The sequence below is a fragment of the Staphylococcus pseudintermedius genome, assembly GCF_034042775.1.
In the GTDB taxonomy this organism is placed as follows: Bacteria; Bacillota; Bacilli; order Staphylococcales; family Staphylococcaceae; genus Staphylococcus; species Staphylococcus pseudintermedius.
On sequence record NZ_CP120150.1, the window covers coordinates 2,214,307 to 2,239,298 of the forward strand.

Below are 24,992 nucleotides of genomic sequence, written 5' to 3' on the forward strand. Positions count from 1 at the left end.
GAACACTCCTTAGAATTAATATTATCTGTACAAACTAAATTTTATCATAAATAATTCAGACACAACGATTTAAATGATTACAAATTAGTGTCATGGAAATCTCACTATAAATGCCGTATAATAATAGGTGGAAAATCGATGAAGGAAAGCAGAGGAGGACCATTATGTCTAGTTTATTAGATGTACTTAAAGACAAACTTTCAGGTAAAAATGTGCGTATCGTATTACCAGAAGGAGAAGATGAGCGTGTATTAACAGCCGCTGTTGATTTACAAGCTTCTGACTATGTTGCGCCGATCGTATTAGGGAATGTTGACAAAATTAAAGCACTTGCTGCAGAAAAATCTTTAAATATTGAAGGTTTAAATATCATCCAACCTGATACGAGCGACCTAAAAGCAACACTCGTTGAACAATTTGTAGAACGTCGTAAAGGGAAAGCGACTGAAGAACAAGCACAATCGTTATTAAATGATGTGAACTACTTCGGTACAATGCTTGTTTATGCAGGTCATGCTGACGGTTTAGTGAGCGGTGCAGCCCACTCAACAGCAGACACTGTTCGTCCAGCGCTTCAAATTATCAAAACAAAACCAGGTGTTTCTAAGACATCAGGTATTTTCTTCATGATTAAAGAAGATCAACAATTTATTTTCGGTGACTGTGCGATTAACCCTGAATTAGCCGCATCAGACTTAGCTGAAATTGCGGTTGAAAGCGCGAAAACTGCACAAAGCTTCGGCATGGACCCACGTGTAGCGATGTTAAGCTTCTCAACAAAAGGTTCTGCAAAATCAGACGACACTGAAAAAGTCGCTGAAGCTGTAAAATTGGCACAAGAAAAAATCGACGCTGAAAACTTATCAGACGTCATTATTGATGGTGAATTCCAATTTGATGCTGCAATCGTACCAGAAGTGGCTAAGAAAAAAGCACCTGATGCAAAAATCCAAGGCGACGCAAACGTATTTATTTTCCCAAGTCTTGAAGCAGGTAACATTGGTTACAAAATTGCGCAACGTTTAGGCGGTTATGATGCCATTGGTCCTGTCCTACAAGGTTTAAACTCACCTGTGAATGACTTATCACGCGGTAGCTCTACAGAAGACGTTTACAACTTATCTATTATTACAGCAGCTCAAAGTTTACAATAATGGATTTAGCACATAAATATTTTAATGGTCACACATGGCGCTATGTGGACCATTCTTCTGGTTTAGAGCCCATGCAGTCTTTCGCTTTTGACGACACCTTTTCAGAAAGTGTCGGCGCGGACTTATCTCCTAGTGTTGTGCGGACATGGGTACATCAACATACGATTATTTTAGGCATTCACGATTCACGTTTGCCTTATTTGAAAGATGGTATTCAATATTTAACAGATGAACGTGGCTATAATGCGATTGTGCGTAACTCAGGCGGTCTCGGTGTCGTCTTAGATCAAGGCATTTTAAATATTTCCTTAATGTTCAAAGGGAAGACTGAAGTGACTATTGATGAGGCATTTACAGTCATGTATTTGTTGATGAGTCAAATGTTTGAAGATGATTTTACGGAGATAGCGACACATGAAATTACGCATTCGTATTGCCCAGGCAAGTTTGATTTAAGTATCAACAATCAAAAATTTGCCGGTATTTCACAACGCCGTGTTCGTGGTGGCATCGCCGTTCAAATTTACTTGTGCGTCGAAGGTTCAGGAAGTGAGCGTGCAGAACTGATGCGTGCCTTTTATGAACGCGCATTGAAAGGTGAAAAGACGAAGTTTACTTATCCAGACATTCATCCATCTAGTATGGCGTCATTAGAAGAATTACTTGGCCGTCCAATCACCGTGCAAGATGTCATGTTTAAACTACTCTATGCGATTAAGGATTTAGGTGGCAGTTTAAATATGGATCCAATGAACCCACACGAATGGGAACGGTATGAACATTATTATGAACGCATGCTCGATCGTAACGCGAAAATGAATGCAAAATTGGATTAAATCAAAACCACCCGTGTGAACGGGTGGTATTGATTTGAGTCCAAAAGCATCTGTTACTGGCCATCACTTTTAAGGGCTCTGAGAAAATCAGCCAACTTTACTACTTTCTCAGCGATCCTTAAAAGTATTCTATTTTTCCTCAACTTTTTATTCTCATCCCCTGTAAATTGTAAATGGTTCTATGTATTCCATAATTGTGAGCTGTTCTACTACGATATCCTCTTGTAGTTGATTTCGAATACATTCTTCTATTACCTTTTTATTTCTTCCAACCGTATCTACATAAAAACCTATGCACCAAAATTTTCTATTCCCATACCTATGTTTCAAATGTGCATGTTTATCAAAAACATTAAACACATTGAATCTACACTTATTTCTTATGATACCTGACACAGCACTGCATATTCTCATGATTTTACGACTAATTAGTTCTATCGTATTAATAATAGAATTAATTAGTTTGTAATAATAATATATGAGAGAAAAGCGCGCTAGCAAAACTTGCTTTAATGTATTTTATTATTTTTATTAACATTTTGAATAAAATAGAGCAAATACACAAAATAGCACATTGATTTTTACATTTCTGATTTACACAGAGTCATTAAAGAGGCAAATGACAAAGGTATCATATTAGTTAGTGCAGCTGGGAATAATTTAAATAGCAAAAGTGATTTTCCAGCTCGTTTTAAAGAAGTGTATTCTATTGCAGCAATTGATAAGGACAAACAAAATTTCCTTTATTCTCCAAATAAAAATGTTGATTTTAGAACCCCTGGTGCGGATGTATATACTTTAAATGGAGAAGATAAAATTGTTAAAGACAGTGGATCTTCTTTTTCTGCTGCTTATTTTACATCTTATTTAATTGCCAATACTGATTCCGCTAAAAATTTTATAGATATAATTAAAAAATACCCATTAAAGTATAAGGAGAATTAAACATGAAATTTAAAATTTTAGCTAGCATATTAGCATTTGTTGTAACATTTATATACGGAGGTATCGTTGATGCAGCAGAAGTATTAACTAAGAAGAATATAGAGAATGAAAACATACAAATAAAAGATAATCATGTTCATGTTAATTCGTACTCAACATCCGACTCTAATATAGTTGAAAATAATTACAATTCTAAAGATTTAACAATTGAAAGTAGGCTAGAACATAATGAAGGCACTGATACTATTACGGCCGATGCCAGTTTGAAAGATAAATACGGCAATGATATTGACAAAACTTTTGATATCAAATTTACTAGATTAGTTAACGAAAATAATTTCTCTGCTGAATTTATTGACAAAACCACAGGTGATAAGATTGTATATGATACACATAAAGTCAATGCTTCTGTTTGGCCAGTTGTTGGTGTTTTAGTTGGGTATTTAGCTAAGCATAGTATAAAAAAGTATGGTAAAAATGTTGTAACATCTATGATTCGTACAAGCCCAAAGGTTGCTGTTGAAGCTGCTAAAAAGTTAGGTTATTCGCCAACAAAATCTTATTCCCACGGTAAAAAAGTGTTTAAAAGAAATAAACGAGGTAACCCAATGTATATAACTCCCGACACCGATAACCATAGTGGTGGAGCTTGGAAAGGAGCTAGTAGTATTAAGAAATTGGGCAATAAAAAACGCGTAGTGGCACATATGATGCTAATTTGAAGAGAATTGGAGATTAATAATGGATATTAAACTAAAAAATCTAGTAATTCAATTCGACTTAAACAGTGAAAGTCCTTATTTTCAAGTTGAAGATAATTACAAAATAAGATGGGATATTAACTCGATTCAAAAGAGAGACCTTGCAGAAATAATGAGATTATCATTTAAGTCAAAAATTAATAGTTCATTCCTATCAAAAATTATCTCACCTTATTGTAAAAGAGAAGTGACTCGGCTTGGATGGTATATTAATATAAAGAATTGGCATGAAAATATTCATTGCGATTATGAAAAATATATCATTTCTAGTATATATGATATAGATATTACAGAAGTGTTAAATTATTGCATGTATATCAAGAATAGTCAGATTCAACCTTTTATCATTTTTTATGATGATACATCTTTATTAAAAATTGGTGTTGATACTATTGATGTAATTAGCGCTTCTGAAGAATTGATTAAAATGTTAAATACTAAGTTTAATTTTTAATTCATATATCATGAAAACACTATGCAATTTGTAGTATCGTATTAGACTGTCGAAAAAGCCCTATGGAGCTGACCAAATATTATTCTAGCATGTTGAGGTGCCTGTTTTAATACAACGGTAGAACCTTTCCGGAACCCTATGCATAGCGCATCGTATACTTTTATTCAACTATAGAAAAAGCAGGTTCGGGAACATCCCCCGCCTGCTTTTCTTGTCATCTATTGATTGCGCCTTCATATCACTTCATAGTTATGTTATGCCCTGTCTATTGGCCTCAAAGGCATCACGTTAACATGATTCTAGCTTTCTGTATGTGCATGAAACACCTTAATTTTCTCGCCAATTTCATCTCGCACACGTTGAAATTCTGACCAATCTTTTCCCGCTGGATCATCAAAGCCCCAATGTTCTTTTTTAACGTGTGATGGTATCGTCGGACAATTTTGGTCTGCATCACTACATAGCGTGACCACTAAATCTGATTGTTGGATGATTTGAGGATCAATCAAGTCTGAAGTATGAGACGAGATATCGATACCGACCTCTTCCATTGCTTTGATTGCTTGTGGATTCACGCCATGTGTTTCAATCCCAGCAGAATAAACATCCCAATCATCACCTAATATGTGTTTGCCCCATCCCTCAGCCATTTGACTGCGACATGCGTTTCCAGTACATATAAAATAAATGGTTTTCTTATGCATCTTCAACCCTCTTCCTTAAAATAGAATGAATGTCAGGTATAAACCTAGAAGTGTAATAAATAATACGGGTATCGTCGTGATGATACCGATTTTAAAGTATGTCCCCCATGAAATCTTGACGCCTTTTTGAGTTAATACATGTAACCATAATAATGTTGCTAAAGAACCCATTGGCGTCATTTTAGGTCCTAAGTCAGAACCAATGACATTCGCATAAATCATGCCTTCTTTAATTGCACCTACCACATCAGCTTGGCCAATCGCAATAGCGCCTATTAAAACAGTCGGCATATTGTTCATCATAGAAGACAGAAATGCTGCAATAAATCCCATACCCATCACGCTACTGAATAAACCATAACTCGAAATATGCGTCAATATATCCGCTAAAATCGTTGTAATCCCTGCATTTTTCAAACCAAAAACCACCAAATACATCCCAATAGAAAAAAGAACGATATGCCATGGTGCACCTTTAATCACCTGTTTGATTCGTATAACTTTGGATTGGCGTGCGAACAAAATGAATATCAATGCAATACTTGACACAATGAAAGATACAGGGATTTTTACAAATTCACTCACTAAATAACCCACGAGTAGTAATGCTAAAACAGTCCACGACACATTAAATAATTTGTGGTCTTTAATCGCCTCTTTGGGTAATGTTAAATTTTGAGTGTCGAATGTTCGAGGTATTGATTTTTTGAAATATAGCCATAAAATGAAAATGCTCGCCATTAACGAGAAGAGATTAGGAATAAACATACGACTCAAATATTGAATAAAGCCGATATCAAAGTAATCCGCGGAAACAATATTGACTAAATTACTTACTATGAACGGGAGCGATGTCGTATCAGCAATAAACCCACTTGCAATCACAAACGGGAAAACCGCCTTTTGATTAAAACCTAAATGGCGGACCATCGCTAAAACAATCGGTGTCAATATAAGGGCCGCACCATCATTCGCAAAAAATGCTGCCACTACTGCACCCAATAACATCACAAAAACAAACATTTTCAAGCCATTACCGTTTGCTGCCTTGGCCATATGTATTGCAGACCATTCAAAAAATCCAATTTCATCTAATATGAGCGAAATCAAAATAATAGCGATAAATGTCATCGTCGCATTCCATACAATTCCAGTAACTTCAACTACGTCAGAAAAGCTGACAACACCTGAAACCAACGCCAAAAATGCACCGATTAATGCAGTCACACCGATATCTAAATTTTTAGGTTGCCAAATCACAAAAACTAAAGTGAACAGGAAAATAACAATTGCTAAAAATGTCATGCGCCACATTCACCCGATATGATATCGTGACATATACAGCGTTCGTGAGCAGTGTGAATGAAGTTGATGTTTGCATTAACCGCTTCTAACAATGCGCGATTCAGTCGATACAGGCGTTTATTACCGCTTTTTCTTGTAAAAACCAACTCGTTATCGACTAAAGCCTTCATATGATAACTGAGCGTAGGTTGCGAAAAATCAAAGTGTGCCAACAAATCGCAAGCACACAATTCCCCACAAGAAAGAATATCGAGTATTTCTAACCGACTCGGATCAGCTAAAATTTTTAATATTTTGGAAAGTGCTTGATATGACATCTATATACCTCCTAAACTTCAAATAGTTTAACATCTATATAGACATTTGTCTATGTAGGTTTTTTTAAGCTTAAAAAATACGACTTAATAATTGGTGCTACTCATTCACCCAACATTTTGAATCATGTCCCTTTCGATTATGTTTGTGCCATCAGCCAGCTATTAGCTATGACATACAAAAAGAGGACCGACAAGATTTGAGTTCAATCTCACCAGTCCTCGTTTCATATACCCGACGTCAATGCCTCTGTCGCCCACTCCCTCGTACTTCATATACAAGTAGGAATGAGACATAAATTTTCAACAATTTATCTCTGCATAAAATGATCATTCATTTACATTTTATAATAGTCAAAAATCGAAGGTGAATAAGTCATAAAAATAGATGCTATTGTTTTGCCAGATTTCAAAAACTTGCCCTCAGTTTCGCTATATTAAGTGTAAGATTGCCCAGAAGGCTGACACTCCTGAGGGGAGGCGTGCATACTGCTAGCAGTCACTTCTTTACTTTAAAATTGGCTACCGTTTAAAGCAGTAGCTGTCTGACTTCTCAAGGCGCATGCTTTTGAGAAGTCGAGTCAGCCTTGCGGGGTACAGTACAACGAAATCTTTGTTACACATGAGATTTCTATACTGCTCCCAAAATCTACAATGAATGGGTGCGCTGGGAATCAATAAACGGTGTTCCAAAAGCAGGATTTTCGACAGAATCCCCGCGATTTCGGCAAAATTTAGAAAGCAATTTTGCTCATCGCTCGGTTCTGCTCAAATCCTAAGCGCTTTTGTCACAACCTCCCTTCATCCCCTAGGAAAGAGAAGCCATGAAGGCAATCAAAAATACAAATCGTACGGAGAGGGCAAGTTTAACAAAATACTGCATCAATAACATCAAAATTTTTACACCCATCTCTTAAACGTATTGATTGACTACTCGTTTGAAATGTAATGTGATTTGCCCTTTAAGAAGAAACTTAAAATGAGTGCTAAACCACTTAAAGCCGTCGCGACCCAGAAAGCACTGTTGACCCCATCAACAGAAGCAAGCTGATTGACGAATTTAATTATAGCCCCCATCGCTTGCTCTTGGCCACCGAGTTGTTGGGCCAAGGCTTGCAAACTATCTTGAATCGTTGGATCTGTACGGTCTAAATCTTGTTGGAATGTTGCCAAATGTGATTCGGTTTGTTGCGTCATCACTGTCACTAAGATTGCCGTACCAATTGAGCCGGCTAATTGTCTCATCGTATTGACTAAGGCATTACCATGGGAGATTAAACGTGACGGCAATGCGTTCATTCCTGCTGTCATAATCGGCATCATTACAAAACTCATACCGAACGAACGGATAATATAAATCATTAAAATACTACGATAAGGTGTATCCATCGTTAATTGTGTCAGTTCCCACGTGCCATATGTTGTAATGGCTAAACCGATAATCGTAATCGGCTTAATCCCTATTGTATCAAGTAATTTACCAGCTATAGGTCCCATCACACCCATAATTAATGCACCTGGTAACAGTAATAACCCAGAGTCTAGCGCTGAGAAACCTCTTAAACTTTGTAAATAAAGTGGTAGTAAAATCATACCACCGAAAAGACTCATTGTGAGAATCATATTAATCACTGCAGTTAATGTAAATCCTGAATATTTAAGTACTTCAAAACTCAACATTGGCGCTTTCATTGTCATTTCGCGAACGACAAACGCCACCGTAAAGCTGATTCCGATCATAAACATAATGATAATTTTTGTGGACGTCCAGCCATCGTTACCTGCTTCACTAAAGCCGTATAACAATGCCCCGAAACCAATTGTACTAAAAATGATACCCGGAATATCTGCTTTTGGATTCGTCGTTTTTTGATAAATGCCGAACCAAACAAATGCGAGCGCGAGTGAAATAATACCGACAATAAACATACCGAAGAACATCGTATGCCAGTCATAGTTTTCAATAATATAACCTGACAGTGTAGGTCCAATGGCTGGTGCTAAAATCATCGCAATCCCCATTGTTCCCATGGCCATACCACGTTTTTCAGGTGGGAAGATTGTCATAAATACATTCGTCCCTAATGGCATGAGCACCCCTGCACCCATCGCTTGAAGCACACGCCCGACCATCATAATCGAAAAGCTCCAAGCGAAACCACAGACGAGTGAGCCTATCGTAAATATCAACATCGCAGTTAAGAATAAGCGACGATATGAATATTTGTTAAATAAGAATGCACTAATTGGAATCAAAATCCCGTTCACTAACATAAAGCCTGTCATCAACCATTGTCCTGTTGAAGCAGAAATATTAAAATCTGTGTTGATTCGAGGTAGTGCTGTGTTTAACAAGGTTTGGTTCAAAATAGAAATGAACATCCCAAAAATCATCGCAGTTAAAATTTTTCCACGTGTGGCCCCTTTTTTAAAAACATAATTTTGTGTCGCATCTGCTACTTGTTCATTGACCGGCCGAGGTGCAGTTTTATTTTGATTCGCTGTCGCATGTAGACTTGTGTCATCATTTTCAGCAGATGTCGTATGAAACGCGTCCTCTTCACTTTGATTTTGACGTGTCGAAGCTACTGAATGCTGATGATCTTCATCTAAACGAAAAGTATGTGTCGTCGGATGTGCATCACGTTCAGGTTGCGTGGTGTCTGGTGTGACGTCACGATGTTGTTGAGAAAGTGATCGTCTCTTTCTTCCTCGAATGATTGTCCAGTTCAGTATGATAATCACAATAAGAGCAACTATGGTGTAAATCATCATAAACATGTGATGACCCCCTCTCTTAATTTTTGTGAATACTTACTTCAGCATTCATGCCTGGAACAACACCGTTAGAAGGTTGGCTGTTTAATTTGATTTTAACAGGCACCACTTGTGTCACCTTTGTATAGTTACCGTCACTATTCGATGATGGCATTAATGAAAAACTTGAGGCAGTTGCATGACCGATTTGATCAACTTTACCTTTTACTTTTGCGTCTTGACCGTCAATCGTCACATCCACATCTTGACCATTTTGAACGTCTTTTACTTCTGTTTCGTCAATGTTTGCTGTGATATATAAGTCGTCAAGGTCATAAGCATAAGCAATCGGTTGACCTGCTTGCGCGATACCGTCTTCTTGACCATCTAATTTTGCGATTGTCCCAGCTTTAGGCATCGTAATCGTCATCGTTTGTGGCGCTTCACCTTGACTTGCACCTTGTACTTTCGCGACAGTATCCCCTTTTTTCAATGTGTCGCCTTCACGAACATCTAAGCTACTCATTTTTCCTGACACTGGGCTGGCAATTTTAATTTGGTCCCCGTCCACTTGTGCGTTATCTGTTTTAATATAGTTCACGGATTGATTGTAGAAATAAAATCCTACAATCCCCCCGATAATTAACACGATAATCGTAACAATATTTATCATGATTAATTTCTTCATGTTTACTACTCCTTTTCTCAATCAATTTAACTTCTGTATTATAAGATAATTCACTTTTGAAAAATACAGACAATCTTGACAAATGTGTCGGATTGAAATTTATAATATAATAATGATGGTGATAATATGGGAAAAACAAAATCAAAAGCAAGACGGCGCATTGTGAAGGCAATGATTGAATTATTAAAGACGGAATCCTTTGATGAGATTACCATTAAACAGATTTGTGCAGAGAGCGGTGTACATCGTTCAACGTTTTACGCTCAATTTGAAGATAAATATCAATTGTTTGATGTTTTGACGACATATCATATGGCAAAGTATGAAAAGCTTATTTTGTATACATCAAAAGTGTTTGAGTCTTACCCGTTAGAAGAGGCAAAAGCGCGTGTCATCCAAACATTTCGTCTACTGTTTAAATATATGAAACGCCACCAAACCTTTTTCACGACTATTATCGTGACACAACCGCAATTAAAAGCTATTCATCAATATTTAAAATTTACGCGTGACGCTTATGAAAAGTTATTAAATCAACTGCCTCAATTGCAACAATCCAAATATTTTATCAACTATACGATTGGCGGTGAACTTGCGCTTATTTACAGTTGGCTCATGCAAGGTTGTCAAGAATCTCCTGACGATATGGCGCAAATTTTGTATGCTAACATTATTAAAACGGGCAGATAGTTTCACTGTCGGACATGACACACATGTGATACAATCCAACTGACCTACATGATACAAAGCTTTGTCGAATTTTTAATAAAGAAGAAAAGTGAGGTTATGCATCATGGCTTCCACCCCCAAAAAGCAACGTATCATTGAGTTAGATGCGTTGCGTGGGATGAGTTTGTTTAGTATTTTACTCATGAATATTTTAGTGTTTAGTTTTCCTTATGAGCATGTCCGCTTAGACGTTGCACTCCAAGGCGTCAATGGCTTTTTGTTTCGAGTGGTGTCATTACTTGTTATTGGTTCATTTTATCCGATTTTTTCATTCTTATTCGGATTCAGTTTGATGCTCATATATAACAGCACACAACAACGCGGTATCGCATTTAAGCCCGTGATGATACGACGGCTTATTTTTTTGGCGTTACTTGGGTTAATCCACGGGTTTTTCTTTTATTCAGGAGATATTCTATTTACATATGCGGTGATGGGCTTTGGCGCGATGTGGTGCACAAAATCCTCTGTCAAAAGATTAAAAAATGCAGCGATCATTTTGTTTGCAATCAAAGTCGTCATTTGGGGTCTGCCCTTTCTTATCATGGGATGGATGACAAAAGCGAAATTACCGTTCAGTGGCGGGTCTCAGGCAGAATTGAACAACGTGTTACAAGCTCAAACGAGTGTGCATTATATTGATTTCTTCCTTTATAATGCACAAGATAATTTCAGCAACATTGCAGCAACACTGACGCTTGATTGGCTCGATATTTTCCCTTATTTATTGTTAGGCATGGCAGCGATGAAAGGGCATTTCGTCACCTGGGTCAAGGAACACCCGACACGTGCGATAAAGTGGGGCAGCCTTTTTATCATTATCGGGGTGCTCATCAAATTCTTAGGTGCATATGCTATCACGAACCCTGGCTATATGATGTTCAGTTTTACAGTGGGCGGTCCGTTATTATCTGTCGGTATCGTGCTTCTCTTTTTCCATATGATGCAATATCACACAGCACAAAAGTTCCTCGACCCGTTCCGCTATCTTGGAAAAATGAGTTTGTCCGTGTACCTATCTCAAACGCTTGTCTGTATGTTCTTTTTTGCAGGTTTTGGTCTTGGATTTTATAATCAATTACCGCTTTATCAAACTTATCTATTTGCGCTCGCCCTCTTCCTCGTACAAGTTGTGATTTGTTATGTCTACCAACGTCAATTCACACAAGGTCCCATCGAATGGGTGTGGCGAAAAGTTACATATTTCGGCGTCAAAACGATGTCATCAAAATAAGCGCACACGTTAAACAGGCCTGTTCAATCATTCATAGTCGCTACGCTATCAATGTGAACAGGCCCTTTTATTGGAGAACTTTTTGAAAATGAAAAACACAAAATGATATGTTTACTGTCATATCTTTTGCTTACCCTTACTGTATCATGTTTTGCATCATTTTGGGATACAAATATTAGAAATTTATTGTTTTTTTATGAATTGTCTCACAAAAGATGTAATATTTACATATATTAAGTATCATATCCCACATGATTAAAATCGCGTTTCAAACATTCATAATGATTCACACTCACATATTGCCCTTCCTCAATGTCATCTTCATGTTTGACCCCAACGAAACGAAATCCCACTTTTTCTGCAACACGATTACTACCAATATTACGTACATTCGCACGCAATTCTAATTTATTGAGGTGATAATCCGTAAATGCAATTTCGCATAATTTGCGTACTGCAGCTGTCGTTATCCCTTGACCATTTTCACTTTTCGCAAGCCAGTAACCGACTTCTGCCTTACGTGTTTTTTCATTCCAAGCATGCAAATCAATTGTCCCAATGAGTTGATCTTGTTTATAAATCAAGAAAAATAGCGCTTTCCCCTCTGCTACTAAGCTTAAAGTTTGTTGCATAAATGCCGCTTCTTTTTCCACAGAGGTCATCGTTTCTGCCCATGGTAAAAAAGTTTTGAGATGATCTCGATTTTGATTTATAACTTTATAAAGCGCTGGTGCATACTTAAGTGTTGGGTAAACAAAATCAATGTCGTCATTCACTGCGAGTCTAAAATGTTGCACCCCACTCACCCCTTACCTTTAGTTTTCAGATTATTATACACAAATACAACAATTAAAACAATTTGTCTTCAAACTGAATTTTACAAGCACTTGCGTCAATCGCAATCTATAAAACGCATTTTTTTAATGCAATTTTTCAATTTTTAGGTTATCATTTATTTTCCAACTGTCGAAATTCGTTGTTATAAAAAAATAAAACAGGGGTATAAGAATATTCAGGGGTGAAAAATAATGAAAAAAAAGAATCAAAAGCCTGATCGTGGTGACCTCCAACAAAACCTTTCAGAAAAATTTGTGTGGGCCATTGCTTATGGTTCATGTATCGGTTGGGGTTCGTTCATCTTACCAGGTGACTGGATTCAATCATCCGGGCCTATTGCCGCATCAATCGGTATTTTTATCGGTGCCTTATTAATGATCGTTATCGCGGTAAGTTACGGTGCATTAGTCGAACGCTTTCCAGTGTCAGGTGGTGGCTTTGCATTTAGTTTTTTAGGGTTTGGACGTTATGTTAGCTTTTTCTCAGCATGGTTTTTAACGTTTGGATACATATGTGTCGTCGCGTTAAATGCGACAGCGTTCAGTTTATTAATCAAATTTTTACTGCCAGATGTAATTGAATTTGGCAAACTTTATACGATTGCAGGTTGGGATGTCTACATTACTGAAATTTTAATTGCATCTATCCTTTTACTCGTTTTTATGTTGATTGCGATTAAAGGGGCAAGCGTTTCAGGTTCATTGCAATATTATTTCTGTGTTGCAATGGTCGTTGTCGTCGTATTACTCTTTATCGGATCGTTCTTTGGTTCTAACTATTCATTAGATCATTTAAAACCTTATAATGGTACACATTATGGATGGTTCCAAGCGATTATTATGATTGTCGCAGTCGCACCGTGGGCCTACGTCGGTTTCGATAATATCCCACAAACCGCAGAAGAATTTGATTTCTCACCGAATAAAACATTTAAATTAATCGTTTATAGTTTACTTGCAGCGAGTTTGACCTATATTTTAATGATTTTATATACAGGCTGGCTATCAGGTGGTAATAGCGACTTATGGTTGACGGGTTCGGTAACGCGTGAAGCATTCGGTACGATTGGTCTAGCGGTATTAAGCATCGCGATTATTATGGGGATTTTCACCGGCTTAAACGGTTTCTTGTTAAGCTCAAGCCGCTTGTTATTCTCAATGGGCCGCTCAGGCATTATGCCGTCATTATTTAGTCAATTACACACAAAATATAAAACGCCTTACGTTGCAATCATGTTTTTAGTTGCGATTACATTGATAGCACCATGGTTAGGGCGTACCGCGTTAACATGGATTGTCGATATGTCATCTACAGGGGTATCTATCGCTTACCTTGTAACATGCCTTGCAGCAGCGAAATTGTTTAGCTTTAATCAAAACAGTCAAACTTACGGACCGGTTTATAAAGTGTTTGCGATTATTGGCTCAATTTTTGCCTTTATCTTTTTACTGTTACTATTGTTGCCATTTTCACCGGCGTCGTTATCTATGCCATCCTATATTGCGTTAGGTGGTTGGACGATTCTCGGATTGGTGTTCTTCTTTATTCGTTTACCTAAATTACGTCGTATGGATAAAGATGAGTTGACACAATTGATTTTGGATACGAGAAAACGTGATGTTGAAAAAATGATAGAGGAATAAGCAGTTTTGAAATGTTAGAAGATATGCTAGAACGAAAAAGTATGTTTGTCTTAAATCTAGCTTTTTCACGATTGTTCTTAATAAATTTACGCTCTTGCTGTACCTTAAGTTTTTGATGTATGATAGTATTTTAAAAAACAGTGACGAGTTTTTCTTTTGATAATTGAATTCCTCATCACTGTTTTATTTGTTTAATAGAAAAACTTTTATTATTTTATTGTTCCCCATAAAGCACCGAATTTTCCTGTTAATCTATCCCAAGCACTTACTGTCAGGTAAACGCTTCTCCCAGTATTCAGTGTAGCTTACCCAAATATGGTCGTCTTGCTTCATAACTTCATCATAAGTCATTGTTTGTCTTGCTTTTAAGACTCCAGCTTTCATCATCGTTCTAATTGACTATATTTCACATCAGTTGGGCTTTCCAGAGAAGAGCTTAGGAATGATATAATACCAACTTCAAATTAAAGACGTTCATTTAGTAATAAACTAGCATCACCCACCACTATAGATATACCCTATTTTTAACTGTCCTTGGGTCACAATGTTACTGTTTGCCCAACTCAGCGTAATTTGGTTTCATTCCTTTTGTGATGTAAAATGACACGCCTTCGTATATATCATGTCTCAATCAAACAACCTCCGATCAAAGATTAAGTTAAGACATGATTATATATTTTAGAAAATAAAAAATGTAGAAAAAACAGCATTTTCATTCCGCCATTTACACCCCATCCCCTAACAATTAATGTGATAATTTTTCTGAACGGAAATTAATCATAAACAAACTGTTAGATATTATATATATTAATGAAATTAATATATATATTTCGCGAAGAGATAATAGTTCTAATAGTAAAGAGGCTGTATATCCAGCAATCGGTATAGTTCCCCAAGTAAATAAATATATAGTAGAATTTATATGTCCTCTTACATTCTCTGGTACAATTTTATATTGAAGCGTGGTTCTCAAAACACTTCCGAAACTTCGAGAAAGATATCCTAAAAACACGCCTATGAAAAATAAATAAGATTTAGAAATCAGTAGTATAAAAGGAATGCTTAAAAGTAAGTTCACAAGGCCTATAGCTTTTTGGAACCCTATTTTGTTTATTAATATTTGGGGAAGTATAGATCCAATTATCGCCCCGAAAGATAAGATACTTATAATTCCCCCAGCTATATAACTTTGTAAATTAAGATATCTCATCATATATAAAACAATAGTATTCGTTAAAATAGTCATAGAAAAATTGATACCCATAGTTATTATTACGATTAATAATAGTTGCTTATTATTGATTAAAAATAAGAAGGAATTCCTATTAGTACTTTTATTTTTATAGTGATTTTTTTCTTTATTTTTAGAAAAAGAGCCGTTAATTTGATATTTTATACTTACGTAAATAATAAAATTTAAAAATTGTAATATCACCATAACTAATAAGGCTATAATAATATTATTCGTAAATATAAAAGAAAAAATAGGAGAAATAAAATTTACTATAGATCTTATTAATTGAACTAGACTATTTATGGAAGTTAAGTCTTGGCTGAAATAATCAGGGATGAAAACACTAGTATTAATTTCTAAAATTGTAGAGACTAAACTCATTAATACTATAATAATAAACAGTGTTGTAAAATTATTATTCCCCCCAATGATTATAAGCATAAAAATTAAATTCATTATTATAAAAGCAAAATAGAACCAGATGGGCACTCTTATGCTTCTGAATTTATCGATAATATATCCAGCTACTTTGCTAAATATAATAAAACCAATTGAGTAAGTGGAAGTAAGGAATACTACTTTTGAATCAGAAAAGTGATATAGCGTTATTCCAACTATTGGAATTAGATATATGAGCATATCATTAATTAGTAATCTATTAAATTCAGAGTAAATAAATTTATTGCGCATTTTTTAATGTGTCCTTATATAACGTATTAGGATGAATTTGTGCGAAAAATTCATCAACATCTTTCTTAATAACATTTTCATCAACATTGAATTTCTTACTTATAATATTAACAATATCAGCTTTAGAATTGTTTTCTAAGGCTAAAGAGTAAAATAATTCTGATGTTGGGTTATTTAAAATATGATAAACATCATATTTAGGATTATTTAACATTTTAAGTTGAGGGTGGTATCTGTAATGAGACACTATCCATTTAGGAGAATTCACTTCTGATTTAGAAATATTATCATAAAATTGTTTTGCATCAGATATATATTTCCTAATAGAATCATGGTTTAGTACTCTTTTTATATATTTTTCAATTTTAGGATTATTTATTTCAATATTCCAACCTTCAATTTGTTTGGCTATAGGAGCAAACATTACATCAGCAAAAGTTAAGCAATCATCAAATAAATAATTTTTTCGATAGTTATCTAAAATATTATCTAATAAAGTTAGCGTTTCGTTTAATTGAGTTATTCCAATTTCACCAATATCTTTTTTATTTGGAGATCTGAAAGAATTTGAAAATGACATTTCACTCATTAAAGGAAGTAAATCTGCGTGTATGTGACTACAAAAAGTTAAGATTTCGTACTTGGTTTTTGTACTCTTAGTCAATAAATTAACATTATAAAAATCTCTTAAATATTGTTCCATTACTAAAATATCTGAAATAACAACTTCATTTGTAGTATCGACTAAGATTGGTACACGTGGTAAGAATTTAGTAAAACTATTTTGTATTAATGCAGTAGAATCATTTTTTAATATTTGAGTAAGCTGACAGCCACAACCAGACGCTGGCTCTTTTGGAATTTCATAATCATTTTCTCCAGTTATTATTTCAATGTCCCCATTTTCATGATATTTTACAGGCCAATCTAAGCCAATCATTTTATAGCTATAATCAATTTTAGATTCTTCAAGTAATATATAAGCTCTCATAGACCATGAAGAAAATTGTTTATCTCCACCATATAATTTTATCATTTGATGTTCTCCTTTAACAAAAAGAATTTGTTTTAATAGCGTTACTATCAAAAAAATGTTCTAAATGACAACCACCTTGACATTTACTTAAAAACTGGCAACCTGAACAGCTACTTCTAGGCTGTAATGCTTCATGAACTTTTTTTGTCATTTTTTTCCATAAACTTGTAATATCATTTTGTGATACATCTCCAAAATAAACATTACTATGAGGACAATTTCTTAATTTACCATCAAAAGATATACTTGCCCAAGTAATTCCAGACTCACAACTACCAGTAAATTGCTTATCTAGTTTTTCAAAAATTGAAGACTTAAAAGTAACGGGATTATCTTTTTCTGATAAACACATTTTTTGTCCACATGGCCATGCAATATTAATATCACCTTTTTTATTAATAAAATTATCGAGATTTTCTATTAATTCAGATAATTCGTTATATTTAACTGCATATTTCTCATCATTTTTGCCGGTAGGAACATAGCGCATAACACTGAAATATTTACTACCATGTTCATATGCGTCTAATACTACCTTTTTCAAATTTTGAATATTACCTTTTACTAAAGTCAATTCTGTTACAACATCAATTCCTGAAGCTGATAACTTTTCTATGGCATTAATTGCCCTATCATAAGCTAATTTATGACCGGTTAAAAAATTATGAGTAGTTTTATCACCATGTAAAGAAATTAAAACTGTACCTACATTGTTTTTTTTGAAATTTTTTATTATTGAATCATTAATAAAATGGCCATTTGTAAAAACAATTTGATATAAGCCTAATTTCCCTCCGTAATCTAATATCTCTTTTATATCAGGATGTAAAAGTGTTTCTCCACCACTATACCTAACGATCAAACATCCATTTTCACTCACTTCTCGTAATATTTTAAAAATAGTCTCTTTAGGCAAATGTTTTTGAGGTAAAAGTTTGATTTGTTCTTTGACTTCTTTATCAGATAAAGAGGGGTCGATTTTCCAAACGTTATAACAAAAACCGCAATTCCAATTACATAAAGAGGTTACTTCAATTTCTAATCTAAGAGGAAACTCTAATGACTGTTTATGTCTTTTTTCAATTTCAAAATCTACTGGATATATATCATTTGAAACTTGTTTTTTAAACTCTAAAAGATCATTATAAATTTCTTTTTTGGGCACATTGAATTGATATGACAAGTTGCTAACAGCAGTATCAAATGGATTCTTTTGTAGTTCTTCTGCAAATAATACTCCTATATCGTCCAATCGATGCATTTGACTATTTTTAGGATTAAATAAAATTTTTAAATCTTTTCTAAGCCGCATATTTTCAATCATTTCCTTATCCCCCCACACATTGAACAAAGGTTATAATTGACCACGGTCAACTATAACCTTATAAATTAATTACATTGGTGACTAAGTGCTTTTCCAGATTTAACTTCAGGCTTTTTATATTTTACTTTTGTTTCCTCTTTCATCTTAAAATCCCCCTTTTCAATTAATGCGAAACTACAATATTAATTATATATTACACTCCAAAAAATGCAAGCGCTTTCTTAATCTTGGATTTCAATCTTGTGAATGAATAAACAAACTCACTCCCCATAATACTTAATTCTTCTGATTGTTAGTATAGTAATCAGAAGCAATTCTAAATTTATATTTAATATAACCTTCCGTTGCGGTTGAGATTCACGAGGTTACGTGTGCATACTGCTGATAGTTACTTCTTTTCTTTATAGTGATTACTGTTTAATACCAGTAGCTGTCTGACTTCACAATGCCTTTACTTTCGAGAAGTCTAGTCAATCTTTCGTGGCAGTACTACAAAGTCCATTTGGCTTCCATCAAATGTACACTTTAATCAAGCTAAATTGAGTTGAGACAAGTCTCTAGGAAAGCGAATTCTTGATGCCAATCGTAAAAATGATTCTTCATATTAGAGAGCAAGTTACGTCAAATACAACAAAAAAGACAGACGTTTGCCTGCCTTTTCAAACTGGATTCGAATGAACTTATAATTTAAATGCTGCGATGGCAAGCATGAGCCAGCTAATGACAAACAAAATGCCACCAATTGGCGTAATTGCACCAAGCACGCTCACTTGTGTTAAAGATAAGATATACAGTGAACCACTAAAGAACACGATACCTAAAAACATGAGCCAACCTGCCCAGCCGACGTTAAGGTTAAGTGCACCACCAATAATACCAATAAGCACAAGACCTAACCCATGATACATTTGATATGTTGTCGCTTTTTCCCATACCGACATATAATGCTCTGATAACTTTCCGTCCAATGCATGTGCACCGAAAGCCCCTGTACCCACTGCCATTAAAGCGTTCAGTGCACCTAAAATAATAAATACCTTCACAATATTCCCTCCTCATCAAAGTGATCATTAAAAATCAAAAATTGAAGCACCATTTCCTATTTCATCATCCGTGACCATACGTTGATCAGATGTCGTTTGTGCGGTTGCGCTAGAAGATGATACTTTACCGCCCATCATCCGAATCTCTTCATCTGTCACTTGTGTCGACACTTGTCTTTTCGGTGTGACGGTTGAAGATGAACGTGATGGTGCGCTTGTCTCTTGCCCCGTATACAGCGCCGTTAAAGCATGAATGGCATAGATATGTTTTTCAAACGCAGCATCAGTCGTCGCGGCATCTGCTTGAACCAATTCATGTTCCAACAGTTGAATCAGTTTGTCTTTATTCATACGCTTCCTCCTTTTGTTCACACCAATGGATTGGCGCTAAACCTTGTGCTTCAAGATAGGCATTCGTTTTGGAATACGGTTTGGAACCAAAAAAGCCTCTATGTGCCGATAATGGACTCGGGTGTGGTGATTTAATGACATAGTGCCGTGATGTATCAATCAATCTTTCTTTTTGTTGTGCCGGTCTGCCCCACAATACAAAGACGACACCTTTTTTATGATCAGATATCGCTTGGATAATTTCATTCGTAAATGTTTCCCAGCCAATATCTTTATGTGAATGTGCTTGGCCTTGACGCACTGTTAGCACCGTATTCAATAGCAGTACACCTTCCCTCGCCCAATCTTGTAAATGTGGCGACGTCCGTTGACAGCCAATATCGTCAGCGAGTTCCTGATACATATTGCGCAATGAAGGTGGAAATTTCGCACCTGGTTGCACTGAAAAAGCTAAACCGTGTGCTTGATTCGGACCATGATAGGGATCTTGTCCTAATATCACCACTTTGACATTTTCGAATGGCGTGAGGTCAAAAGCTTGATAAATATTTTCACGCTCGGGGTAAACAATTTGCGTCGTATATTCTTTTTCTAAAAAGTCATGCATCGCTTTAAAATCATGCTTTTCTTTAATTTCATGAAATATTGTTGACCAATCCATCTTCTTCACCTCAGCCACATTTTAACATAATTTCGCCTCGCTCACCGCTATGATTCAATAAACATTTTTATAGCAGCTGTTCAATGTGCATGCTAAAATGGGGAACATAAGCATATTGTAGCGTACAGCAGTTACCATACTCATTATGGTATGATGTAATAGATGTACAATTGAAGGAGTGAATGAACGATGGCTTTGAAAAAAGTATTAACGATTGCAGGATCAGACACAAGTGCAGGTGCGGGGATGCAAGCCGACTTAAAAACTTTCCAAGAGTTAGACACGTACGGTATGGTTGCACTTGCAGCGATTGTGACAATGGATAAAGAAACTTGGTCACATGATGTGAGCCCTATCCCATTTGATGTTTTCAACAAGCAACTTGAAACAGTCATTAGCGTAGGACCTGATGCAGTCAAAACAGGTATGCTCGGTAGCGAAGAAATCATCCAACGTGCTGGAGAAGCATACACAGAATCAGGCGCAAAAAATTTCGTAGTAGACCCTGTTATGGTATGTAAAGGTGAAAATGAAGTCCTTAACCCGGGAAATACTGAAGCGATGATTAAATATTTATTACCGAAAGCAACTGTTGCGACACCGAACCTTTTTGAAGCAGGTCAATTATCTGGTTTAGGCACGTTGAAATCTATTGAAGATATGAAAAAAGCAGCAAAAATCATCCACGAGCAAGGGGCACAACACGTGGTGATTAAAGGTGGTAAAGCGTTAGATCAAGATAAATCATACGACTTATACTATGATGGCAACAAGTTCTACCAGTTAACAACGGACATGTTCCAACAAAGTTACAACCACGGGGCAGGCTGTACATTTGCGGCAGCGACAACAGCCAACTTAGCGAATGGTCAAACACCAAAAGAAGCCGTGATTAATGCGAAAGCGTTCGTAGCTTCTGCCATTAAAAACGGTTGGAAAATGAACGATTATGTTGGCCCTGTCGATCACGGTGCATCAAATCGTGTTGAACAAATTGAAGTTGAAGTGACTGAAATTTAATTTCCTTCTCACTCAGATTCAAACTCCGTATTTAAATAAACATGGCTAAAACCTTGATGTATTATACTGTTGAGCACCGTTATCTCGTTCACATTATGATACATCAAGGTTATTTTTTCGAGATTGGGCAATTCCCTTGCTCTCCTAGGACGCTTTTACTTCTATCACGATTTTCAGTTGTTCATCTATTCCCGACACTTGAATTTGCATGTTGTCACGCTGCCAAGTGATCTGTTCATCAACCGCAATAGGATTTTTATAACGTACCGCTATCGGTTCAACTCCAGCCTCGACACATACATATTGGACGACGAGTTGGCCTGGGACAATATCCGTATGTATCGGATTCGTGTCATTCACCAGTGCTAAATAGTGCTGCACGTCTTCTGTTGAAAAACACATCATGACACCCTCCGACTGACAAAAGTTTGTATGATTCGACAATGGCATGTATCACCTTGATCGAATGATAATGCCATTTGATAACGTTGAAATGACTTGATTTGTTGGACTTTTAATACGGCCATTGTCACTTGATAATGCTCGCCTACTTTTAATGGGTAATGTGTTTCAATTTCTGTAGCTACGAGTCGAATTGCTGTTTCTTTAAATGGTCGAAATAGCGAAAAAAGTGGCCATACGCGTGCAGTCATTAATAAAGGGACGGTGGTCGTCTGTGGCATATTAAAAAATTGTTGATAACGCTGGACTGCACTTTTGTCGAAACAGTAAGCTTTAACTTCACGGTCGCCAACGTTCAAAAAGTGCTGCATTGCCCATGCCCCCTCCAATGCCCATTGTCGCAATGGTACTTTGTGCATCTTTCATGTAAAACAGACGGGTCACTAAAATCGCACCACTCGCACTATACGGATGACCGATCGCAATCGCACCACCGTAACGATTCAATTGCGCCTCTTGAATGTTCAACGCACGTGCAGACGCTAACACTTGCGCGCTAAAAGCTTCATTCAATTCTACGGCATCAATTTGGTCTATCGTCCGTTGTTGTCGTTCTAAAATGCGCTGCACTGCGGGTACAGGACCGATGCCTAATACATGTGGATCCACCCCTTCAACCGCATAATCCATAAACATCAGACCTTCCGACATACCGAGTTCGCGTGCTTTTTGTTCAGACATGACGACAACTAGACAGGCGCCGTCGTGTTTGAGACAACAATTACCGACTGTCACTGTCCCACCTTCACGTAATGGCTTTAACCGTGCAATCCGCTCATACTGAAGATGCGGCTTAACACTTTCATCTTGTATCATTTGCTGACCTTTCACTATTAGTGGCAATATTTCAGCTGACATCGCACCTGTCGCAATCGCTTTACTTGCACGATGATGGCTTTGAACCGCAAAACGATCTTGGTCTTCACGTGACACATCATACTGTTTTGCCACGTTGTCTGCCGCTTCAATCATAGTCGGATCTTGACCTACTGGCGCAAATGGCGCACGCTCATAAAATGTCGGAGGTGTCGTTGGATACAGTGATGTCGGCTTTTCCATTTTCCAAGGTGCACGACTCGTACTTTCGACACCCCCTGCAATATAAAAGTCTCCTGCACCGCTTTCAACGAGTCGACTCGCCAAATGAATTGCTTCAAGGCCCGAACCGCATTGACGATCAACCGTGAGACCTGGAACAGACACATCTATCCCTGCCTCGAGCAAACTTTTTCGCGCAATATTGCCCCCTTTACCGACAATATTACCGAGAATGACGTCATCTAAATCATTGAGTGAACAAGATAATGTCGCTTCAAAATGTTCGAATAACGGTTTCAGTAGATGCTCCGGCTCCCATTTTTGAAGTTGACCGCCATACACGCCAATTGGTGTCCGTTTTGCTGCAACAATGACTGCTTTCGTCATTGATAATCACCCCTTTCATAGCAAGTTTGTGCCATTTTTCTCGAAACTTTCCCACTCTCAGTATATGGTAATGTTGCGACGTAAATAAATTTTGACGGTATTTCATATCTCGATACACGTGATGACAACCAGTGCCGTACCGCTTGAATGTCCAACTGTTCCGGACCCGTATAAAGGGCAATCGCTAACTCACCTAGCTTATCATGTGGAAGTCGTACAATGACCACATCTACAATTTCGGGCCTTTGCTTGAGGTGTTGTTCAATCACAGCAGGATACACATTCTTCCCACCAATAATCAAGCGGTCTTGTACACGCCCTTTTAAATACAGCACATCATTCTCGATACGGGCGTAATCACCTGTCGCTATCCATTCATTAAAGGAGGCCTCACCGAGATAACCTGAAAATGTCATCGGGCTTTTCACAAACAATTGTCCTATTCCGGCATCATCTCGTTCACGTAATGTCACTGTCACATTTGGAAATAGACGCCCCACAGAATCGAGTGGTGCAGTTTGATTACGATTGACACTAATAAAGCTCGCTTCCGACGTGCCGAAAAACTCATCAATCGCGCTTTCAGGAAATATCTTTTTGAGTTGTGTGTGACGACTGGCGGGCAATTTGTCTCCAGAAATAAAAATGTGACGTACCCACTGTGACTGTTCTCCTAAATGTATCCCATCGTACACCATTGTAGGTACGATAAACAATGCACACGTTTGTTGAAGTTCTGCAACATATACCAAACTTTTTGCCATATCATAGCGATCTTGCCCGATAAACGTTTTGCCATTCCATAACGCATAAATCAGCACATACAATGTTAACGAATGAGCATACGGACCGAGTGCCATATACGTCTGTGTAGAGGCATCGAGCAACGTATCATTCACTTCAAATGAAGCAATCCATGACGGTAAATCCCTCATAAACCCTTTCGGTAAACCTGTCGTACCTGACGTAAACCCAATATGTAAGCATTGCGGAATCATTGGCGCTTTATGTGCGGGTTCGTGTGAAGTAGATGTCAATCCTTCATCTCCCCATACATAAGGCATACGGTGTAACTTAATGAGCGCATCCCGTTGTTCCGTTGACCATTGCGGTCCGAGCACACACGGCACACCTTGACGTACGAGGGCCGCTAAATAAGCTACGATAAAGTCCAACGTTTGGGTATGCGTCAACATTACATTTTGATGCGATATATTCGTGGGCAATGCTTCACTTTCCTTTTGCACATCTCGCCACAACGTTTCATAGGTGAGCGTCACATCGTCCATCCTAATCGCAATATGTTCCGGTCTTTCTACGGCATATGTTTCAAGTCGCTTTAACAATTCCAAACTTCATCACACTACTTTTACAATTTTTCTTTA

At 36.8% G+C, this 24,992-nt stretch carries 25 protein-coding genes and 2 pseudogenes; 9 read left to right on the top strand and 18 right to left on the bottom strand.

The genetic code is table 11. The features are described 5' to 3' along the window. Positions 1 to 164 precede the first annotated feature (164 nt). Both pta and P3U61_RS10505 read left to right on the top strand, forming a co-directional pair. Positions 165 to 1,154, top strand: coding sequence for a phosphate acetyltransferase (gene pta / locus P3U61_RS10500; protein ID WP_014614688.1), 990 nt, complete (start codon positions 165 to 167; stop codon positions 1,152 to 1,154). Continuing rightward, the gene (locus P3U61_RS10505; RefSeq protein WP_015728660.1) at positions 1,154 to 1,990 is read left to right on the top strand and encodes a lipoate--protein ligase family protein; all 837 of its coding nucleotides are present in this window, start codon (positions 1,154 to 1,156) and stop codon (positions 1,988 to 1,990) included. Before pta ends, P3U61_RS10505 begins: the two co-directional genes overlap by 1 nt. 153 nt (positions 1,991 to 2,143) lie before the next feature. Here the strand turns inward: P3U61_RS10505 and P3U61_RS10510 are convergent. Continuing rightward, positions 2,144 to 2,341, bottom strand: a pseudogene (locus tag P3U61_RS10510) (IS200/IS605 family transposase); the annotation flags it as partial. Positions 2,342 to 2,623: 282 nt separating this feature from the next. On the opposite strand from P3U61_RS10510, the gene P3U61_RS10515 reads away from it, so the two are divergent. The 3 genes and pseudogenes from P3U61_RS10515 (at position 2,624) to P3U61_RS10525 (ending at position 4,150) form a co-directional block, all read left to right on the top strand. Further along, positions 2,624 to 2,935, top strand: a complete 312-nt coding sequence (locus P3U61_RS10515) for a S8/S53 family peptidase (protein ID WP_242444091.1) — start codon at positions 2,624 to 2,626, stop codon at positions 2,933 to 2,935. Between the two features lie 2 nt (positions 2,936 to 2,937). Further along, a pseudogene (locus tag P3U61_RS10520) lies at positions 2,938 to 3,674 on the top strand (SAR2788 family putative toxin). 2 nt (positions 3,675 to 3,676) lie between these two features. Beyond that, the gene (locus P3U61_RS10525; protein WP_014614693.1) at positions 3,677 to 4,150 is read left to right on the top strand and encodes a hypothetical protein; all 474 of its coding nucleotides are present in this window, start codon (positions 3,677 to 3,679) and stop codon (positions 4,148 to 4,150) included. 299 nt (positions 4,151 to 4,449) lie between these two features. Here P3U61_RS10525 and arsC read toward each other — a convergent pair whose 3' ends face one another. The 5 genes from arsC to P3U61_RS10550 all read right to left on the bottom strand — a co-directional run bounded on the left by arsC (position 4,450) and on the right by P3U61_RS10550 (position 9,918). Further along, positions 4,450 to 4,854, bottom strand: a complete 405-nt coding sequence (arsC, locus tag P3U61_RS10530) for an arsenate reductase (thioredoxin) (protein ID WP_014614694.1) — start codon at positions 4,852 to 4,854, stop codon at positions 4,450 to 4,452. 15 nt (positions 4,855 to 4,869) lie between these two features. After that, positions 4,870 to 6,159 (bottom strand): arsenite efflux transporter membrane subunit ArsB, encoded by a 1,290-nt coding sequence (gene arsB / locus P3U61_RS10535; protein WP_323695696.1) that lies wholly within the window; start codon positions 6,157 to 6,159, stop codon positions 4,870 to 4,872. Continuing rightward, complete coding sequence (locus P3U61_RS10540) at positions 6,156 to 6,476, bottom strand: ArsR/SmtB family transcription factor (protein ID WP_014614696.1); 321 nt, start codon at positions 6,474 to 6,476, stop codon at positions 6,156 to 6,158. The genes arsB and P3U61_RS10540 overlap by 4 nt, the downstream gene beginning before the upstream one ends. A gap of 927 nt (positions 6,477 to 7,403) precedes the next feature. Further along, positions 7,404 to 9,254, bottom strand: a complete 1,851-nt coding sequence (locus P3U61_RS10545; protein WP_110179168.1) for a DHA2 family efflux MFS transporter permease subunit — start codon at positions 9,252 to 9,254, stop codon at positions 7,404 to 7,406. 16 nt (positions 9,255 to 9,270) lie between these two features. Beyond that, complete coding sequence (locus tag P3U61_RS10550) at positions 9,271 to 9,918, bottom strand: HlyD family efflux transporter periplasmic adaptor subunit (protein ID WP_020220353.1); 648 nt, start codon at positions 9,916 to 9,918, stop codon at positions 9,271 to 9,273. Between the two features lie 126 nt (positions 9,919 to 10,044). Between P3U61_RS10550 and P3U61_RS10555 the strand changes: the two genes are divergently transcribed. Both P3U61_RS10555 and P3U61_RS10560 read left to right on the top strand, forming a co-directional pair. Beyond that, the gene (locus P3U61_RS10555; RefSeq protein ID WP_014614699.1) at positions 10,045 to 10,608 is read left to right on the top strand and encodes a TetR/AcrR family transcriptional regulator; all 564 of its coding nucleotides are present in this window, start codon (positions 10,045 to 10,047) and stop codon (positions 10,606 to 10,608) included. A 103-nt stretch (positions 10,609 to 10,711) separates the two neighbouring features. Continuing rightward, positions 10,712 to 11,881: a DUF418 domain-containing protein gene (locus P3U61_RS10560; protein ID WP_065520693.1), complete on the top strand. Its 1,170-nt coding sequence runs from the start codon at positions 10,712 to 10,714 to the stop codon at positions 11,879 to 11,881. A 233-nt stretch (positions 11,882 to 12,114) separates the two neighbouring features. Here P3U61_RS10560 and P3U61_RS10565 read toward each other — a convergent pair whose 3' ends face one another. Next, positions 12,115 to 12,678: a GNAT family N-acetyltransferase gene (locus P3U61_RS10565; RefSeq protein ID WP_014614700.1), complete on the bottom strand. Its 564-nt coding sequence runs from the start codon at positions 12,676 to 12,678 to the stop codon at positions 12,115 to 12,117. Between the two features lie 231 nt (positions 12,679 to 12,909). Here P3U61_RS10565 and P3U61_RS10570 point away from each other — a divergent pair, with 231 nt between their 5' ends. Further along, complete coding sequence (locus P3U61_RS10570; RefSeq protein ID WP_063284864.1) at positions 12,910 to 14,361, top strand: APC family permease; 1,452 nt, start codon at positions 12,910 to 12,912, stop codon at positions 14,359 to 14,361. Between the two features lie 252 nt (positions 14,362 to 14,613). Here P3U61_RS10570 and P3U61_RS12320 read toward each other — a convergent pair whose 3' ends face one another. The 7 genes from P3U61_RS12320 to P3U61_RS10600 form a co-directional block, all read right to left on the bottom strand. Continuing rightward, positions 14,614 to 14,748, bottom strand: a complete 135-nt coding sequence (locus P3U61_RS12320; protein WP_082245604.1) for an SH3 domain-containing protein — start codon at positions 14,746 to 14,748, stop codon at positions 14,614 to 14,616. Between the two features lie 358 nt (positions 14,749 to 15,106). Next, the gene (locus P3U61_RS10575) at positions 15,107 to 16,285 is read right to left on the bottom strand and encodes an MFS transporter (protein ID WP_063284863.1); all 1,179 of its coding nucleotides are present in this window, start codon (positions 16,283 to 16,285) and stop codon (positions 15,107 to 15,109) included. After that, a complete protein-coding gene (locus P3U61_RS10580) occupies positions 16,275 to 17,321 on the bottom strand; it encodes a glutathione S-transferase family protein (RefSeq protein WP_015728650.1) in 1,047 nt (348 codons plus the stop codon). The genes P3U61_RS10575 and P3U61_RS10580 overlap by 11 nt, the downstream gene beginning before the upstream one ends. A gap of 13 nt (positions 17,322 to 17,334) precedes the next feature. Next, a complete protein-coding gene (locus tag P3U61_RS10585; protein WP_063284862.1) occupies positions 17,335 to 18,645 on the bottom strand; it encodes a radical SAM protein in 1,311 nt (436 codons plus the stop codon). Between the two features lie 680 nt (positions 18,646 to 19,325). After that, the gene (locus tag P3U61_RS10590; RefSeq protein ID WP_014614702.1) at positions 19,326 to 19,688 is read right to left on the bottom strand and encodes a DUF423 domain-containing protein; all 363 of its coding nucleotides are present in this window, start codon (positions 19,686 to 19,688) and stop codon (positions 19,326 to 19,328) included. Between the two features lie 27 nt (positions 19,689 to 19,715). After that, on the bottom strand, positions 19,716 to 20,039 hold the full coding sequence (locus P3U61_RS10595; RefSeq protein WP_015728648.1) for a DUF5327 family protein: 324 nt from the start codon (positions 20,037 to 20,039) through the stop codon (positions 19,716 to 19,718). Continuing rightward, on the bottom strand, positions 20,032 to 20,700 hold the full coding sequence (locus P3U61_RS10600) for a uracil-DNA glycosylase (protein WP_014614704.1): 669 nt from the start codon (positions 20,698 to 20,700) through the stop codon (positions 20,032 to 20,034). The genes P3U61_RS10595 and P3U61_RS10600 overlap by 8 nt, the downstream gene beginning before the upstream one ends. A 189-nt stretch (positions 20,701 to 20,889) precedes the next feature. Between P3U61_RS10600 and thiD the strand changes: the two genes are divergently transcribed. Continuing rightward, positions 20,890 to 21,720 (top strand): bifunctional hydroxymethylpyrimidine kinase/phosphomethylpyrimidine kinase, encoded by an 831-nt coding sequence (gene thiD, locus P3U61_RS10605; RefSeq protein WP_014614705.1) that lies wholly within the window; start codon positions 20,890 to 20,892, stop codon positions 21,718 to 21,720. Between the two features lie 144 nt (positions 21,721 to 21,864). On the opposite strand, the gene P3U61_RS10610 is transcribed toward thiD, so the two are convergent. From P3U61_RS10610 to P3U61_RS10625, 4 genes are read right to left on the bottom strand one after another with little or no spacing between them, the layout of a single operon-like run. Further along, the gene (locus P3U61_RS10610) at positions 21,865 to 22,125 is read right to left on the bottom strand and encodes a hypothetical protein (protein WP_230493161.1); all 261 of its coding nucleotides are present in this window, start codon (positions 22,123 to 22,125) and stop codon (positions 21,865 to 21,867) included. After that, positions 22,122 to 22,493, bottom strand: a complete 372-nt coding sequence (locus P3U61_RS10615; protein ID WP_063284861.1) for a hypothetical protein — start codon at positions 22,491 to 22,493, stop codon at positions 22,122 to 22,124. The genes P3U61_RS10610 and P3U61_RS10615 overlap by 4 nt, the downstream gene beginning before the upstream one ends. After that, positions 22,462 to 23,607: a thiolase family protein gene (locus P3U61_RS10620; protein ID WP_014614708.1), complete on the bottom strand. Its 1,146-nt coding sequence runs from the start codon at positions 23,605 to 23,607 to the stop codon at positions 22,462 to 22,464. Before P3U61_RS10620 ends, P3U61_RS10615 begins: the two co-directional genes overlap by 32 nt. Beyond that, positions 23,604 to 24,953 carry an AMP-binding protein gene (locus tag P3U61_RS10625; protein ID WP_063284860.1) on the bottom strand — a complete coding sequence of 450 codons (1,350 nt, stop codon included), beginning with the start codon at positions 24,951 to 24,953 and terminating at the stop codon, positions 23,604 to 23,606. The genes P3U61_RS10620 and P3U61_RS10625 overlap by 4 nt, the downstream gene beginning before the upstream one ends. Positions 24,954 to 24,992 lie beyond the last annotated feature (39 nt).

Coding starts and splice junctions, on each gene's coding strand:
- pta (WP_014614688.1), top strand. CDS start 165: ATGTCTAGTTTATTAGATGTACTTAAAGACAAACTTTCAGGTAAAAAT.
- P3U61_RS10505 (WP_015728660.1), top strand. CDS start 1,154: ATGGATTTAGCACATAAATATTTTAATGGTCACACATGGCGCTATGTG.
- P3U61_RS10525 (WP_014614693.1), top strand. CDS start 3,677: ATGGATATTAAACTAAAAAATCTAGTAATTCAATTCGACTTAAACAGT.
- arsC (WP_014614694.1), bottom strand. CDS start 4,854: ATGCATAAGAAAACCATTTATTTTATATGTACTGGAAACGCATGTCGC.
- arsB (WP_323695696.1), bottom strand. CDS start 6,159: ATGACATTTTTAGCAATTGTTATTTTCCTGTTCACTTTAGTTTTTGTG.
- P3U61_RS10540 (WP_014614696.1), bottom strand. CDS start 6,476: ATGTCATATCAAGCACTTTCCAAAATATTAAAAATTTTAGCTGATCCG.
- P3U61_RS10545 (WP_110179168.1), bottom strand. CDS start 9,254: ATGTTTATGATGATTTACACCATAGTTGCTCTTATTGTGATTATCATA.
- P3U61_RS10550 (WP_020220353.1), bottom strand. CDS start 9,918: ATGAAGAAATTAATCATGATAAATATTGTTACGATTATCGTGTTAATT.
- P3U61_RS10555 (WP_014614699.1), top strand. CDS start 10,045: ATGGGAAAAACAAAATCAAAAGCAAGACGGCGCATTGTGAAGGCAATG.
- P3U61_RS10560 (WP_065520693.1), top strand. CDS start 10,712: ATGGCTTCCACCCCCAAAAAGCAACGTATCATTGAGTTAGATGCGTTG.
- P3U61_RS10570 (WP_063284864.1), top strand. CDS start 12,910: ATGAAAAAAAAGAATCAAAAGCCTGATCGTGGTGACCTCCAACAAAAC.
- P3U61_RS12320 (WP_082245604.1), bottom strand. CDS start 14,748: ATGATGAAAGCTGGAGTCTTAAAAGCAAGACAAACAATGACTTATGAT.
- P3U61_RS10575 (WP_063284863.1), bottom strand. CDS start 16,285: ATGCGCAATAAATTTATTTACTCTGAATTTAATAGATTACTAATTAAT.
- P3U61_RS10580 (WP_015728650.1), bottom strand. CDS start 17,321: ATGATAAAATTATATGGTGGAGATAAACAATTTTCTTCATGGTCTATG.
- P3U61_RS10585 (WP_063284862.1), bottom strand. CDS start 18,645: ATGATTGAAAATATGCGGCTTAGAAAAGATTTAAAAATTTTATTTAAT.
- P3U61_RS10595 (WP_015728648.1), bottom strand. CDS start 20,039: ATGAATAAAGACAAACTGATTCAACTGTTGGAACATGAATTGGTTCAA.
- P3U61_RS10600 (WP_014614704.1), bottom strand. CDS start 20,700: ATGGATTGGTCAACAATATTTCATGAAATTAAAGAAAAGCATGATTTT.
- thiD (WP_014614705.1), top strand. CDS start 20,890: ATGGCTTTGAAAAAAGTATTAACGATTGCAGGATCAGACACAAGTGCA.
- P3U61_RS10610 (WP_230493161.1), bottom strand. CDS start 22,125: ATGATGTGTTTTTCAACAGAAGACGTGCAGCACTATTTAGCACTGGTG.
- P3U61_RS10615 (WP_063284861.1), bottom strand. CDS start 22,493: ATGCAGCACTTTTTGAACGTTGGCGACCGTGAAGTTAAAGCTTACTGT.
- P3U61_RS10620 (WP_014614708.1), bottom strand. CDS start 23,607: ATGACGAAAGCAGTCATTGTTGCAGCAAAACGGACACCAATTGGCGTG.